The organism is Miniphocaeibacter halophilus, from assembly GCF_016458825.1.
In the GTDB taxonomy this organism is placed as follows: domain Bacteria; phylum Bacillota; class Clostridia; order Tissierellales; family Peptoniphilaceae; genus Miniphocaeibacter; species Miniphocaeibacter halophilus.
In genome coordinates, this window is sequence record NZ_CP066744.1 from 2,317,297 (window position 1) to 2,331,217 (window position 13,921).

At 28.0% G+C, this 13,921-nt stretch carries 16 protein-coding genes; 1 reads left to right on the forward strand and 15 read right to left on the reverse strand.

What is annotated here, in order from left to right:
- Nucleotides 1-8: 8 nt before the first annotated feature.
- The 3 genes from JFY71_RS11610 to JFY71_RS11620 all read right to left on the reverse strand — a co-directional run bounded on the left by JFY71_RS11610 (nt 9) and on the right by JFY71_RS11620 (nt 1,912).
- Nucleotides 9-878 (reverse strand): hypothetical protein, encoded by an 870-nt coding sequence (locus tag JFY71_RS11610; protein WP_243660940.1) that lies wholly within the window; start codon nt 876-878, stop codon nt 9-11.
- A 61-nt stretch (nt 879-939) separates the two neighbouring features.
- Nucleotides 940-1,455 carry a hypothetical protein gene (locus JFY71_RS11615; protein WP_243660941.1) on the reverse strand — a complete coding sequence of 172 codons (516 nt, stop codon included), beginning with the start codon at nt 1,453-1,455 and terminating at the stop codon, nt 940-942.
- A gap of 10 nt (nt 1,456-1,465) precedes the next feature.
- Nucleotides 1,466-1,912, reverse strand: coding sequence for a hypothetical protein (locus JFY71_RS11620; RefSeq protein WP_243660942.1), 447 nt, complete (start codon nt 1,910-1,912; stop codon nt 1,466-1,468).
- A gap of 119 nt (nt 1,913-2,031) precedes the next feature.
- Here JFY71_RS11620 and JFY71_RS11625 point away from each other — a divergent pair, with 119 nt between their 5' ends.
- Nucleotides 2,032-3,039, forward strand: coding sequence for a serine hydrolase domain-containing protein (locus tag JFY71_RS11625; protein ID WP_243660943.1), 1,008 nt, complete (start codon nt 2,032-2,034; stop codon nt 3,037-3,039).
- Between the two features lie 23 nt (nt 3,040-3,062).
- Here the strand turns inward: JFY71_RS11625 and JFY71_RS11630 are convergent, their stop codons facing one another.
- From JFY71_RS11630 to JFY71_RS11685, 12 genes are all read right to left on the reverse strand, one after another.
- Nucleotides 3,063-4,208: a double-cubane-cluster-containing anaerobic reductase gene (locus JFY71_RS11630; protein WP_275955184.1), complete on the reverse strand. Its 1,146-nt coding sequence runs from the start codon at nt 4,206-4,208 to the stop codon at nt 3,063-3,065.
- A complete protein-coding gene (locus JFY71_RS11635; protein ID WP_243660944.1) occupies nt 4,205-4,987 on the reverse strand; it encodes an acyl-CoA dehydratase activase in 783 nt (260 codons plus the stop codon). Before JFY71_RS11635 ends, JFY71_RS11630 begins: the two co-directional genes overlap by 4 nt.
- 163 nt (nt 4,988-5,150) lie before the next feature.
- Nucleotides 5,151-6,158 carry a gluconeogenesis factor YvcK family protein gene (locus tag JFY71_RS11640; RefSeq protein ID WP_243660945.1) on the reverse strand — a complete coding sequence of 336 codons (1,008 nt, stop codon included), beginning with the start codon at nt 6,156-6,158 and terminating at the stop codon, nt 5,151-5,153.
- The gene (gene rapZ, locus JFY71_RS11645; RefSeq protein WP_243660946.1) at nt 6,127-6,987 is read right to left on the reverse strand and encodes an RNase adapter RapZ; all 861 of its coding nucleotides are present in this window, start codon (nt 6,985-6,987) and stop codon (nt 6,127-6,129) included. The genes JFY71_RS11640 and rapZ overlap by 32 nt, the downstream gene beginning before the upstream one ends.
- Nucleotides 6,988-7,007: 20 nt before the next feature.
- Complete coding sequence (locus JFY71_RS11650) at nt 7,008-7,772, reverse strand: PHP domain-containing protein (protein WP_243660947.1); 765 nt, start codon at nt 7,770-7,772, stop codon at nt 7,008-7,010.
- Nucleotides 7,759-8,667, reverse strand: coding sequence for a UDP-N-acetylmuramate dehydrogenase (murB, locus tag JFY71_RS11655; RefSeq protein ID WP_243660948.1), 909 nt, complete (start codon nt 8,665-8,667; stop codon nt 7,759-7,761). Before murB ends, JFY71_RS11650 begins: the two co-directional genes overlap by 14 nt.
- Nucleotides 8,668-8,677: 10 nt before the next feature.
- Nucleotides 8,678-9,931, reverse strand: a complete 1,254-nt coding sequence (locus JFY71_RS11660) for a bifunctional folylpolyglutamate synthase/dihydrofolate synthase (protein WP_243660949.1) — start codon at nt 9,929-9,931, stop codon at nt 8,678-8,680.
- 72 nt (nt 9,932-10,003) lie between these two features.
- Nucleotides 10,004-11,071 carry a peptide chain release factor 1 gene (gene prfA, locus JFY71_RS11665; RefSeq protein ID WP_243660950.1) on the reverse strand — a complete coding sequence of 356 codons (1,068 nt, stop codon included), beginning with the start codon at nt 11,069-11,071 and terminating at the stop codon, nt 10,004-10,006.
- A 1-nt stretch (nt 11,072) separates the two neighbouring features.
- Entirely contained in the window at nt 11,073-11,621 is a 549-nt protein-coding gene (locus JFY71_RS11670) for a chromate transporter (protein ID WP_243660951.1), read from the reverse strand.
- 10 nt (nt 11,622-11,631) lie between these two features.
- Nucleotides 11,632-12,150, reverse strand: coding sequence for a chromate transporter (locus JFY71_RS11675; protein ID WP_243660952.1), 519 nt, complete (start codon nt 12,148-12,150; stop codon nt 11,632-11,634).
- A 1-nt stretch (nt 12,151) separates the two neighbouring features.
- Nucleotides 12,152-12,952, reverse strand: a complete 801-nt coding sequence (prmC, locus tag JFY71_RS11680) for a peptide chain release factor N(5)-glutamine methyltransferase (protein WP_243660953.1) — start codon at nt 12,950-12,952, stop codon at nt 12,152-12,154.
- A complete protein-coding gene (locus JFY71_RS11685) occupies nt 12,946-13,869 on the reverse strand; it encodes a DUF1385 domain-containing protein (protein WP_243660954.1) in 924 nt (307 codons plus the stop codon). The genes prmC and JFY71_RS11685 overlap by 7 nt, the downstream gene beginning before the upstream one ends.
- Nucleotides 13,870-13,921: the final 52 nt, after the last annotated feature.

The following is a 13,921-nucleotide window of genomic DNA, read 5'->3' on the forward strand; positions in this document are numbered from 1 at the left end:
TGTTTTTACTAGTATTCTTCTATTATTAACTCTCCCAACATATTTTCTGGATCTGTAGTTATTAAATTTGTTTTATCTACTTTTGGTTTAATATATTCTAACTTATTATTTTTTATATTTTTAACAAAATCATCATTTGCTTTATCTATATCTGTTTCTTTTATTGTATGGATATACTCTTCTTTGGGAATAGAAATATACACTTCACCTATATCACTACCTATCTCTATATTATTAGCATTATCCAAACTTTTAATATCAATGTTTATAGCCTCTCCCCCATCAAGTAACGATGATGTAAAAAATCTAGAATCATCCATGGGACTTATTTTAGTCCCTTCTATTTTTCCCATACTAGTAAACACAGATAATTTAGCATTAATATCTTTTAAGTCAATATTGCCAATGTCTGTGAATAAATTTACACTTTCTATTGATTGTGGTATTTCAATAATATAGTCAATTCTTATACCATTAGCATTGTTTTTTTTATTTTCCCAATAATTATTTCCCTCGTTTGCATCTAATGGTTCTAAAAATAAAATATTATTATTTATGCTAGGCTCAATATTTATACTAGATAATTTGTAATCCAAATCTTTAATCCTTTTATCTTGTATTAAATTAACTTTAATATTTATTTTATTACTTTCTATTTCTTTCACAATAATATTTCCGATATCATTATATACAGATAACATCTCTATATTTTCACATAAAATAGAGTTGTTATATATTTCATGCACGACTTCTTTTTCTAATTTATCTCTATCAGAATCTAAAATAGTTTTAATACTACAAGAAGATAAGAATAGAACAAAAAAGATACACAAAAATATAATCATTAACATAGATAATAAAGTATTTTTTGTTTTCACTATTTAATTTCCTCCTAATTATAATAATGTGGTTCTTTAGAATTTTTTCTATAGGTTACTACTAATCTTCATCAAGAATTCTTGTAATTTCTATATTATCATTTTTATCAAATTCTAAATTATATTTTCCCTTTCCACCTTTTCCTACCATTTTTAAATGACTTTCTCCTTCAGTAAATTCAATTAATTCTTCATTACTGCCATTTCCTTCACCTAAAATGGCTATTTCTTTTTCTGGACTAATTACTACGATTTTAAAGTCCTCTGTATCGGATTCTATATTTGTTTTATATGTAACCTTATTATTTCCCTTCGATTCAATTTTAGCTAGATCATAAAGTCCAGAAAAATATTTAAAATCCCCTATTATACTATTATCTTCAACTTCAATATTATAATTGCTTATAGAATAAGAATTTCCACTACCTTTAATTTTTCTATCACTATTATAAATCATCTCACCCTTAATACCTACTACTTGGTCAACGAGCTTTTTTACTGAAAATTTACAACTAGTTAACATTATTAAAGTTCCTATTAATAGCAAAAACAATAAAATCTTTTTACTTTTTTTCATATACACTTCCTTACCTTACACTTATATTCTCATTTTCTTCTACTTCTAAAGATACTTCTCCCTCACTACCCTTACTTACAATTTTCACTTTATTTGTACCGTTTTTTAAAGGTAATTCCACTTCCCCCTCAAAATTACCTTCAATAAGGTTAATAACTTCTTTATTCGAATTTACTAAAACAACCTTAAAATCATCATTATTTACACTTACATTGCTTTTCATTTTTATGGTAGAATCTTCATCTGATTTTATTGTAAAAATTGTATCTAGTCCTGTAAATTTCTCAAATTCAGCTTCATAATTATTTTTCTCTTTGTTGGTTATATTTTTTAAATATAAATTACTATCAACATTTTTTGCAATTCTATCATTATCATCATATATTTCTTCTTGAGTTTTACATCCGACTAAAGAAAAACATAATAATAATATTAACAAAACTATTTTCTTTTTCATAACATCACTCCCTTTTAGTGTTAACACTATAATACACTACCTTACTATTTAAATCAATTTATAAAAATACTTATAATTATGTTAATATATATATTAGTATTAATTTAGAAGGGATTTAAATGAAAAGAGATTATTGGCCTACAAAGGATTGGAAATTATCTGAAAATCAATTTACTGAAGAAGAAAAATTCAACCTTGAAAATATTATAAAAAAAGAATATAAAAATATAGCAGGAATAGTTGTTGTTAAAGATGGATATATAAAATATGAAAATTATTTTAATGGTCATACAATAGATGAAAAATATGCTATGGCTTCTGTTACTAAATCTGTACTATCATCTCTAATAGGAATTGCTATGAAAAACAGTAGTATTAAAACGTTAGATGAAAAGGTTTTAAATTTTTTCCCGGAATATAAGACAAGTAATCCGGTAAAAAAAGATATTAGAGTTATAGATTTACTAACCTGTGTTGCCCCTTATCCCTTTGAGTCTATTAACGAACCTATAGATAAACTTATTGATTCACCTAACTGGATGAAATATTCTTTAGATATTTTAGCCGATGATAAAGGTCGTAGAACTTTTAAATACTCTACAATTGGCACTCATATAGTATCGGGGATTTTAACAAAAGCTACCGGTTTAACAGCAAGGGAATATGCTAATAAAGAACTTTTTAATAAAATTGGTATGGATATTATTCCACCTTACAAAATGGAAGATTATACTCCTAATTTCATATTTGGTAAACATACTAAAGGATGTTGGTTAAATGACCCTCAATATTATACTATTGGAGGCTATGGTTTAAATTTAACTCCTAGGGAAATGGCAAAGTTTGGATTTCTTTATTTAAATAATGGAATTTGGAATGGTGTAAAAGTTCTACCGGATAATTGGGTAGAAGAATCAACTACAAAATCAAAATACGATTATGGATATTTATGGTGGCTTTTTCAATATGAAGGTATGAATTCCTACTGTGCTATGGGAACAGGAGGACGCTGTATATGCGTTGTACCTGAAATGGATACTGTTGTATCAATAGTATCGGATTATATCCCAAAAGCTAGAAATAGATGGGTTTTTATAAAAAAACATATTCTACCTATTTTAAAATAAGGAATGAAAATTCATTCCTTATTTTAAATCATTTCTATAAATGCTGCTACTCTTGTATTTATTTGTCCAATATCCGACTGGGAATAATCTGTTTCAATGCTTATATACGGTATATTTTTTTCATTATTTGCAAATCTTTTTATTTTTAAAGATTCTACTTGGAAGGGTTGGCAAGCTTGTAAGTGCATATCTATTACTCCATCAACCTTATACTGGTCAACTATCCTATTTAATAAATCCATCCTATTTGGATTAGGTGACATACACGCACATCCAATTTCAATATATTTTTCAGCTATTGCCCTAATTGGATCGCCTGTATCTTCTTCAACATTTCTATCTATTGCTTTTGCACCACCACAATTCTCATAGGCAACAACAACACCGCCATGGTTTTCAACTGCTTCTATTACTTTTTCAGTTGCTCCCCCTATTGGACATCCTGTTATTAAAATTCTAGGTTTACCTGTAATTTTTTCATTTTCCGAGAATATTTTTTCTTTTAAGTCCTTTAATTGTTTAGGTACTGCTCTTTTATCAAATTCAAAGGTTATTCCATTTAATACATGCCATAATTCTAGTCCGCTAACAGGAATTTCATCATTTTTCATTATTTCATAAAAGTCTTTTACAGCTGTTCTTTCCGCATTTTTAATTTTTATTGCTTCTTCTAATTTTTCCTTTGTAATTTTTCTTCCAAAATATTCTTCTAAAACATCTATCATTTTATATATTTCTTTTTCCCAAAGAACTAACCCTTCTTTACTTTGTTTATTTGGAAGTTCCATAACATGTACAGGTTTTGTTTCAGCTAAATATTCGTACATTTTCTTTTTTCCATCACATGTTGTTTCTCCAACTACTAGGTCAGAGAAATAAAAAAACGGACATTTGTCTGTAATTGCAAATCCATAACTGGATTTTATTAAAGGACATAAATTCCTAGGTAGGTCCTTTTCAGCATCTGCTATTGTTTCATCAGAAGTTGAACATAATGAAACTGCCGTTCCATCAATAGCTATTGCTAATTCTTGAGGGAAAAATTTACAGAAAACCCCTATTAAAGGATTATCATTTTCCTTTACTTCTCTTACTTTTAAAAATGAATTTTGTCTATTTTCAGCAAAATCTTCAAAAATTTCCGGTAAATCTTTCTTTATATCTATCATACTCTACCTCTTTTTTTATATTTATCTTCAGCTATTAAAGCTGCTCCTATTGCACCAGCATAACGTCCCTTACTATAGGAGTTAATTTTAGTTTCTAATTCTTCTGACAGGTATTTGTTAAAAAATTTATTAGTAGATAACCCGCCTGTTAAAATCATATCTCCCTGTATTCCTTGTCTTTTTACTAGTTGTGCTACTTTAACTACAACAGAATCAACAATACCTGAAGCAATATTCTCTATTTTTTCTCCTTCTCCCATTAGAGAAATAATTTCCGATTCAGCAAAAACCGTACACATTGAGCTTATCTTTATTTTTTCTCCTAAATTTGACAATTCAAATAATTCATCTAAGGTAATATTTAATCTATTTGCCATAATTTCTAAAAATTTTCCGGTCCCGGCTGAACATTTGTCATTCATTAAGAAATCATCTACAAAGCCATCTTTTAAATTAATGACCTTTGTATCCTGTCCTCCAACATCTACAATTGTGCATAAATCATAGTCGAATTGCTCTCTTATGCCACATCCATGACAAGTGATTTCTGTAATTTGTTTTTGGGAATATGGTACTGAAACTCTACCATATCCTGTTGATATAATAATAGAATCATCTTTTAAAACATTTATATTAAAATCTTTCAGTAGTTTATTTTTAATATGTAATGCAGTTTCTTTGCTATTCCAACCTGTAGGTATAACAAATTCATCTATTATTTTTCCTCTTATTGCTACTTTACTTGCTGTTGAACCAATATCTATTCCAATAAAATACAAATATTATCCTCCTAATTAAATTTAAAATTAATTTATACATTTATCTAATAAATATATAATTATTTCTATAAGTAATTTATATCTTAGTTACAAATTTGTCAAGAAGTAAGTTTTATAATTTAAAAATAAAAAAGACTAATTCATAAGAATTAATCTTTAGGACTTACATATTATAAATTTTTACTATATCCTTATTAAAATCGTCTATTATATACTTACTAATCCTATCTGCATCATGTCTTATATAATCACCGTATAAGTAATAACATGGCCAAGTTAAAATTTTATATTTAGACAGCTTTTCCCTATCATAATCAGTTAGATAGATTGGCGATGTATGATATTTTTCAACTATTTCCCTAGGTATAATGTCGTTATTTACTACTATTTTATCTATTACATCATATTCTAGATGGTTATTAATCGCCTTTACATGATCATATACTCCATAGCCTTCTGTTTCCCCTTCTTGAGTCATTATATTGCAAATATAATATATTTTTGCTTTAGTATCCCTTAGAGCTTTTGCAATATCCTTAACTAATAAGTTTGGGATAATGGAGGTATATAGACTTCCCGGACCTATGATTATTAAGTCTGCATTTTTAATATCCTCTACTGTTTCATCTAAAGGTTTAGGAGAGTTAGGCTCAATATATACTTTTTTTATACGTTTTTTTAATTTTTTATTCTTCTCTGTTATATTGGATTCACCCTTTAAGGTTATACCACCTTCTAATTCTGCATATAGTACAACATCTTCCAGTGTCATAGGTAAAACCTTGCCTGTTATTGCTAGAACATCTCCAGCTTCTTTTACAGCAATATCAAAATCTCCATAAATATCGATCATTGCTGCTAGAAATAAATTTCCAAAGGATTGTCCTTTTAATATTCCTTCTCTAAATCTATAGTTCATTAAGGTTTCCATAGCCGGTTCTGTATTTGCCAAAGCTATTAAACAAGCTCTTATATCTCCCGGTGGTAGAATACCTAAATCCTCTCTTAATTTACCTGAACCACCACCGTCATCTGCAACTGTTACTATTGTTGTAATATTTGTTGAATATTTCTTTAAACCTTTTAATATTGTGGAGTTTCCTGTTCCACCACCAATTGTTACAATATTTAAATCTCTATTACCAATATTTAGAGTCTCTGTGTGATACATAGGTAATTTCTCCTTTTTCGGAAAGTCTTTTATCCAATTCTTCAGCTATAGCAACAGATCTATGTTTACCACCTGTACAACCAATTCCTATAACCAAATTATTCTTTCCTTCTTTTTTATATTTTGGAAGTAAAAATTCCAACATATCAAGTACCATATCTATAAAAGTATTTGTGTCATCAAAACTAAAAACATAATCTCTTACTTCTTCATCTAACCCGGTTTTCTTTTTCAAATCCTCTATATAAAATGGGTTTGGTAAAAATCTAACATCAAATACTAAATCTCCATCTAAAATTATTCCATGTTTAAATCCAAATGAAGCTATGGATATGTGTATTTTATCGCTTGCTATATCGTCAAAGTTATATAATGTAGATATTCTACTTTTTAATTCTCCTAATTTTAAGGATGTTGTATCTATAATATAAGTAGAATTCTCTTTCATTTTCTTTAGTAATTTTCTTTCTTTGTCAATACCGGAAATAATATTACCTGTACTACTTAATGGATGAGGTCTTCTTAATTCCTTATATCGTCTTATGAGAGTTTCATCTGTACAATCTAAAAATAACACAGATATTTTTTCTCCGGAATTTTTAAAATATTCCACTTCATTATATAGTTGTTCATATAAATCCCTTGTTCTTATATCAACAACTATAGCAATTTTATCAATGTCCATTTTACTGGTTGTAATTAGTTTAACAAATTCTTTTATTAATGCCGGTGGTAAATTATCCATAGCATAATATCCCATATCTTCGAATATATCTAATGCTGAGGTTTTTCCTGCACCTGACATTCCTGTTACTATTACAATTTCCATATTTTACTCCCTAACTTCCTTTATTTAACTTCTTTTAAGTTTTTAATCCGATTTATATCCAGTCCTGCTTTTTCTACTCTTTTAATTGCCTGATCAACAATTCCAACTTTTTCCGGTTTATGAGCATCGCTTCCTAAAGAAAAATTTACTCCACTGGGAATTGCTTCTTTAATTTCATCTACACTTAAATGTGGATGGTGATTGTTGATTTCCAATAAAGTATTATTTTCTTTACAGACCTTAGCTAATCTTTTAATATCTACCTTTACTTTATCGCCTGGATGAGTAATTATTGTGATATCTTTTTCTTCTATTATTTTAATAATGGCATCGGTGTTTTTTTCTATACAATACTTTTCTAGTTTTTTATTAAATCTTCCCAAGCTATTTAAAATATGGTATATAAAATAACTTTTTAAGTTTTTAAGCACTACACCACTATGGTAACCTAGATTAACTACATCAAAATATTTTAAATCCTCATTTCTTAAATCATATTTACCATTATAATCTACTACATTTGCTTCAACACCTAAATATATTTTTATTTTCCCATTATATTCTTCGTTTAAAGCATCAATAGTTCTTCTTATTTCAGGCAATTTTTTCCTCTTTATTCCAAAAAGAAAATGTCCTGGTCCATGGTCTGTTATATAGATTTCTTCTAATCCTTTTTTTATAGCTTCTTCTACATTTTCTCTTATAGTTCCCTTTCCATGACCATTCCTACTATAAATAGTATGGGTATGATAATCTCCTATAAGTTTATATTTATTCTTCTCCAATTATCCTAATCTCCGGTTCTAAATTCACACCAAATTTTTCTTTAACAACTTCTTGAACATGACTAATAACATGATAAACCTGTTCAAAGTCAGCATTTCCTCTATTTATGACAAAACCACAATGCTTTTCGCTTACTTGAGCATCTTTGTACCTATACCCTCTTAGACCACAATCATCAATTAGTTTGCCTGCAAAATGGCCTTCAGGTCTTTTAAAAGTAGAGCCAGCTGAAGCATACTCTAAAGGTTGTTTAGATGTACGTTTAAATGTTAAGTCGTCATATAGGGCTTTAATTTCCTCAGGGTTGCCCTTTTTAAGTTTAAAGGTTGCTTCTAATACAATTAAGCCTTCATCCTGAACCCTTGAGTTTCTATATCTCATATTCATTTCATCAAGATTGTATTCTACAATTTCCAAATCCCTATTAAGAGCTTTAACCTTATAAAGAATATCCTTCATTTCTCCACCATAGGCTCCTGCATTCATTGTAATTGCCCCACCTATTCCTCCAGGTATTCCTGAAGCAAACTCCATACCTGTTAAATCCTCTTTCATAGCAGTCTTAGCTGTTTTAGATAATAATGCACCTGCTTGTGCAATTACATAATTATCCTTAATTTCTATATTTGAGTAATTATCATTTAATTTTATAATTACTTTACGTATTCCTTTATCCCTTACTAGAAGATTACTACCATTTCCTATAATCATATACTCTAAATTATTTTTTTTAATTATATTTAAAGCATTAATAATTTCATTCTCTTCCTTTGGTAAAATCATAACATCACAAGGACCACCTATTTTAAATGTAGTATGATTAGCCATTGGTTCATTATATAAAACTTTTCCTACATTATTTTGTGAAAAAATTTCCTTATAATCTATTGTCATTGTTCCTCCATTAATTAAAATAATCTACAGAATCCTTAATTAAAGATAATGATCCATATATTATTATTTTTTTATCACTAAAATTATTCATAGCTATATCTAAACTATTTTTAATTGTTTTACCATTATGGACTCTATCGCAAAACATGCCTAAGAAATTTGTTAGTTCTAAGCTTTCTACAGTTCTTTTATCATCGGTTTCACAAGCTATAAAGGCATAGGCTAGTGGAGCCATAATTTCAACTAATTTCATATATTCTTTATCCTTAAAGAAACTTGTAATAAATACAAATTTCTCATTTGGAAAATCCTCTTTTAAAGTTTTATTTAATGCTTTCACACTTTCAACATTATGTGCTCCATCTAAAATAACCATTGGATTTTCGTTTAAAATTTGAAATCTTCCCATAACTCTTGTTTTTAAAATACCTCTTAATATATTATTTTTTGAAATAGAATATCCTATTCTTCCTAAATATAATACTACTTCTAATGCTAGAACAGCATTATATACCTGGACAATATTTGTCATTTGTATTTCTATTTCATAGTCTTTGTAAAAAAATAAAATTTTATTTAAATTTATATTTAAATTTTTTATTTCATTAAAATCAGGAATAATAATTTCATTATTACAATCTTTTCCAATATTTTCCACTATATTTAAAATATTTTCCTCTTGATTATAAATTGCTACAGCAGAATCTTTTTTAATAATCCCAGCTTTTTCTCTAGCTATTTCTTCAATATTGTTTCCTAGTATTTCTAAATGATCCCTACCTATTTTACATATAACAGAAATCAACGGTTTTTTTACAATATTTGTAGAGTCTATTCTTCCACCAATGCCTACTTCAATAATAGCCAAATCACAATTTTTATTATAAAAATACAAGTAAGCTATAATAGTAGCAATATCAAATTCATGTAATTTAATATTTAGTTTTTCTGATACTCTTATAACCTTATTATAGTATGCTAGTAGGTCATAATCGCTTATATTTTCATTATTTATTTTTATCCTATCATTAGGTTCAAATATTGCCGGCGAAGTAAATAAACCGATATTGTACTTGTTTTCTATTAAAATATTATTTATAAAAGCCGATACCGATCCCTTGCCATTAGTTCCGGCTACATGAATAACTTTTAACTTATCTTGGGGATTGCCAAAATATTCCAGTATAGGTTTTACATTTTCCTTGCCATTAAAGGTCTTTATATCCTTTGCAATATTCAATAACTGATTTTCATTTCTATTCATTATTATTCTCCAATAAAATTATATCATAGATATAATTATACATTAAAAAAAACCACTATTGAAAGTGGTTTATTATCCTACTAGTTTAAGTTTTTCTGTTTGATCATATGTTATTAATGAATCCAGCATTTCATCTATGTTACCATCTAAGAAATCCTGTAATCTATATAATGTTAAATTTATTCTATGATCTGTTACCCTTCCTTGTGGGAAATTATAGGTTCTTATTCTTTCAGATCTGTCTCCTGACCCTACTTGGGATTTCCTATCATCAGCTATGTCTTTATTTTGCTCTTCCATCATTTGATCATAAAGACGGGACTTTAATATTTTCATAGCCTTATCTTTATTCTTTAACTGTGATTTTTCATCTTGACATGAAACTACAATTCCTGTAGGCATGTGGGTAATTCTTACTGCTGAGTCCGTTGTATTAACAGATTGTCCACCATTTCCGGAAGATCTAAATACATCTATTCTAATATCCTTAGATTCTATTTGTACGTCAACATCATCTGCTTCAGGTAAAACCGCTACTGTTGCTGCAGAAGTATGAATTCTTCCACTGGACTCTGTTGTAGGAACTCTTTGTACCCTGTGAACACCAGATTCATATTTTAGTTTTGAATATGCTCCATTACCCTTTATCATAATAACAGCTTCTTTTATACCGCCAACACCTTGGTCTGTTATTTCCATAATTTCTGTTGACCAGCCTTGTTTATCTGCGTACATTTGATACATTCTAAGTAATTCTCCAGCAAATAAACCGGCTTCATCTCCACCAGCTCCTGCTCTTATTTCCAGAAAAACATTTTTATGATCATTTGGGTCCTTAGGTAATAATAGAATTTTTAATTCACCTTCGAATTTTTCTATATCCTCTTCTAATGTAGAAATTTCTTCCTTAAGCATTTCCCTCATATCATCATCTATTTTTTCATTAAGCATTTCTTTGTCTTCTTTTAAAATATTAACTGCATGACTATATTCCTTATATTTATCTACTATAGGTTTTAAGTCTGCATGTTCTTTTACTAATTTTTGCCAATTATTCATATCCTTCATTACTTCCGGATCTGAAATTTTGGTTTCCAAATCTGTAAAATTCTTTTCAATTGTTGATAAATTCTCAAACATATTAATCACCTTTCCTACTGTTTAGGACGAATTTATTATATATTATATAACCTATTCCAAATGATAAAATTAATAGAATAGGGCTTATATTAAACAACTCTACTACTATAGCAATTAGTATTGCTACTATATAATGATAGTATTTAAAATTTGATTTCTTTCCTAATGAATATACTGAAGCTGCTATTACAGCTGCTACAGCTGGTAATGCTCCTTTAAAAATTCTATCTACAATATCTGTACCAATAATTTTTTCATAAAAAGTAGCTACAATAATAATCATTATAAATGAAGGTAACACAGCTCCTAACATACATAGCAATGCACCCTTATATCCTTTAATTTTTAAACCTATATAAACACTCATATTTACTGCTAAAACACCTGGTAATCCCTGTGCTACAGTTAAGGCTTCCATGAACTCTTCATAAGTTAACCATTCCTTTTTTTCCACTACTTCATTTTCTATAATAGGAATCATTGCAACTCCACCACCAATGGTAAATGCACCTATTATAAAAAATGTCTTAAACATTTGAAAATAAAGCATATTGCCTCCATTATGATACCACAGCTCCTAATATTCCTGCAACAACTATTACCGGAATAGGATGAACTTTTTTAAAAGCTACTAAATAAAAACTCACTGTAAATACTATTACAGCAAATACATTATTAACACCTTCTAAAAATATAGAAAGAAATCCTGCTCCTATTAAACCAACTACTACAACTCTAATACCTTTTAAAAACCATTCTAAATAAATATTGCCTTTAAATTTTTTAATAAAGAAAAACATTATTGTTACCAATATAACAGATGGTAAAATTACAGAAATTGTAGCTACAAGAGAACCTCTTACTCCTGAAATAACATACCCTACAAATGTAGCTATGTTTATTGCAATAGGACCGGGAGTAACCTGTGAAATTGAAATCATATTTATTAAATCAATTTTTTCTATCCACCCATTAGTATTAACAATTTCCTGTAATATTAATGGTATCATTGCATAGCCTCCTCCAAAACTGAACAAACCAATTTTGAAAAAGGTAAAAAATAATTTTAAAAAAATCATTTTATCTCCTAGCTATTATACATCTATCAAAATCATTATAATCCTTAAAAATTTCTATATCCATAAAATTATGATTACTAAGTATTTCCTTTATGCTCTCACCTTGATTATATCCTATTTCAAAGGCTATTACACCATTACTCTTTAAATAATCTTTTGATTTTTCAATAATTTCCCTATAAAAATCCAATCCGTCTTTACCACCATAAAGAGCATTTTCCGGTTCGTAACTTAATTTTTCTTCTAATTTATCCATATCTTCCAAATTTATATATGGAGGGTTAGAAACTATTAAATCAAACTTATTTTCTCTACTAACACTAGAAAATAAATCACTTTTTATGAATTTGCAATTTTTTACATTAAATTTTTCTTTATTTCTATTGGCTAAATCAATTGCCTTTTGAGAAATATCTACTCCAATTATTTGGGATTTTTCCATTTCTAAAGCCAGTGTTATAGAAATAATTCCACTTCCAACTCCTATTTCTAGAATATTTCTAAAATCAATATTTAAATCCAATATTTTTTCAACTAAAATTTCCGTTTCAAATCTAGGTATTAAGATACCTTCTTCAGTGAAAAAATCTCTCCCATAAAAATTCCATTGTCCTAAAATATATTGTAAAGGATAATTTCTCTTATATTTTTTATATATTTCATATATTAAATCTTCTTGTTTTTTTTCAAGTTTTTTATTTTTATTTAATACAATATCGATTTTGTTTATATTAAAGTAATGTTTTAATATTATTTCTCCATCAACTTTACTAAACAAATCCAATACATCTTGTATTACCATATATCATCAACTTCATTTTCAGGAATTACCTCTTTTAATGCTACAATTGCAACTTCAATCATATCATCTGTTGGTTCTCTTACCGTTCCAAGTTTTTGAATTAAAAGTCCCGGTGATGATAGTATTTCAGCAATAACGCTGTCGGATCTTCCTAATAATCTATTGATTTCATATGATATTCCTGCAATTAATGGTAATGCTAGAAGTCTTGTTAATAGTCTTACGAAAGGATTTGGCCATCCGAAAAAAGACAGTACTAGTATTGACACAATCATAACTGTAAAAATAAAGCTTGTACCACATCTTCTATGAAGTCTTGAGCATTTTCTAACATTTTCAACAGTTAGCTCATCACCATTTTCATAGCAGTGTATCGATTTATGTTCTGCACCATGGTACATGAAAATTCTTTTCATATCTTCCATTTTTGACACAAGATAAATATAGGCTAAAAATATTAAAATTCTTATAAATCCTTCAATTAAATTCAATAAAATAGTATTTTCAATAAATTTTTTAAAAAATGAAGTTACTATTGTCGGTACAAAAAAGAATATTAAAATAGATAAAGCTAATGATACTACAATAGATAATCCTGTTCCAATAGCTTCGGCTTTATCACCAAATTTTTTTTCTAAAAAACCCGGTTCCTCGTCTTCCTCATCATCATAGAAAGAAGTTGAATACACTATTGCATTTACTCCCATATAAAGTGAATCTATTAAAGAAATTATCCCTCTAATAAAGGGTAATCTGAATATTTTACTCTTACTCGCTATAGGTTTTGTAGTATCTTCCTTAATCTCTAATTCTCCATCAGGTTTTCTTACTACCATACTTGTCTTATTTGGTCCCCGCATTAAAATACCTTCAAATAATGCTTGTCCACCAATTGTGGTTTTTTTCTTTACACCCATTTTATCTCCTAATTTATTTTAAAAAAGCTAGTACTTGCGTACTAGCCCTTTT

Excerpts from the sequence above, each read along its gene's own strand:
- JFY71_RS11615 (WP_243660941.1), bottom strand. The coding sequence starts at position 1,455 with ATGAAAAAAAGTAAAAAGATTTTATTGTTTTTGCTATTAATAGGAACT.
- JFY71_RS11620 (WP_243660942.1), bottom strand. The coding sequence starts at position 1,912 with ATGAAAAAGAAAATAGTTTTGTTAATATTATTATTATGTTTTTCTTTA.
- JFY71_RS11625 (WP_243660943.1), top strand. The coding sequence starts at position 2,032 with ATGAAAAGAGATTATTGGCCTACAAAGGATTGGAAATTATCTGAAAAT.
- JFY71_RS11630 (WP_275955184.1), bottom strand. The coding sequence starts at position 4,208 with ATGATAGATATAAAGAAAGATTTACCGGAAATTTTTGAAGATTTTGCT.
- JFY71_RS11640 (WP_243660945.1), bottom strand. The coding sequence starts at position 6,158 with ATGTATCACACAGAGACTCTAAATATTGGTAATAGAGATTTAAATATT.
- rapZ (WP_243660946.1), bottom strand. The coding sequence starts at position 6,987 with ATGGAAATTGTAATAGTAACAGGAATGTCAGGTGCAGGAAAAACCTCA.
- murB (WP_243660948.1), bottom strand. The coding sequence starts at position 8,667 with ATGACAATAGATTATAAGGAAATTTTTTCACAAAATAATGTAGGAAAA.
- JFY71_RS11660 (WP_243660949.1), bottom strand. The coding sequence starts at position 9,931 with ATGAATAGAAATGAAAATCAGTTATTGAATATTGCAAAGGATATAAAG.
- prfA (WP_243660950.1), bottom strand. The coding sequence starts at position 11,071 with ATGTTTGAGAATTTATCAACAATTGAAAAGAATTTTACAGATTTGGAA.
- JFY71_RS11670 (WP_243660951.1), bottom strand. The coding sequence starts at position 11,621 with ATGCTTTATTTTCAAATGTTTAAGACATTTTTTATAATAGGTGCATTT.
- JFY71_RS11675 (WP_243660952.1), bottom strand. The coding sequence starts at position 12,150 with ATGATTTTTTTAAAATTATTTTTTACCTTTTTCAAAATTGGTTTGTTC.
- prmC (WP_243660953.1), bottom strand. The coding sequence starts at position 12,952 with ATGGTAATACAAGATGTATTGGATTTGTTTAGTAAAGTTGATGGAGAA.
- JFY71_RS11685 (WP_243660954.1), bottom strand. The coding sequence starts at position 13,869 with ATGGGTGTAAAGAAAAAAACCACAATTGGTGGACAAGCATTATTTGAA.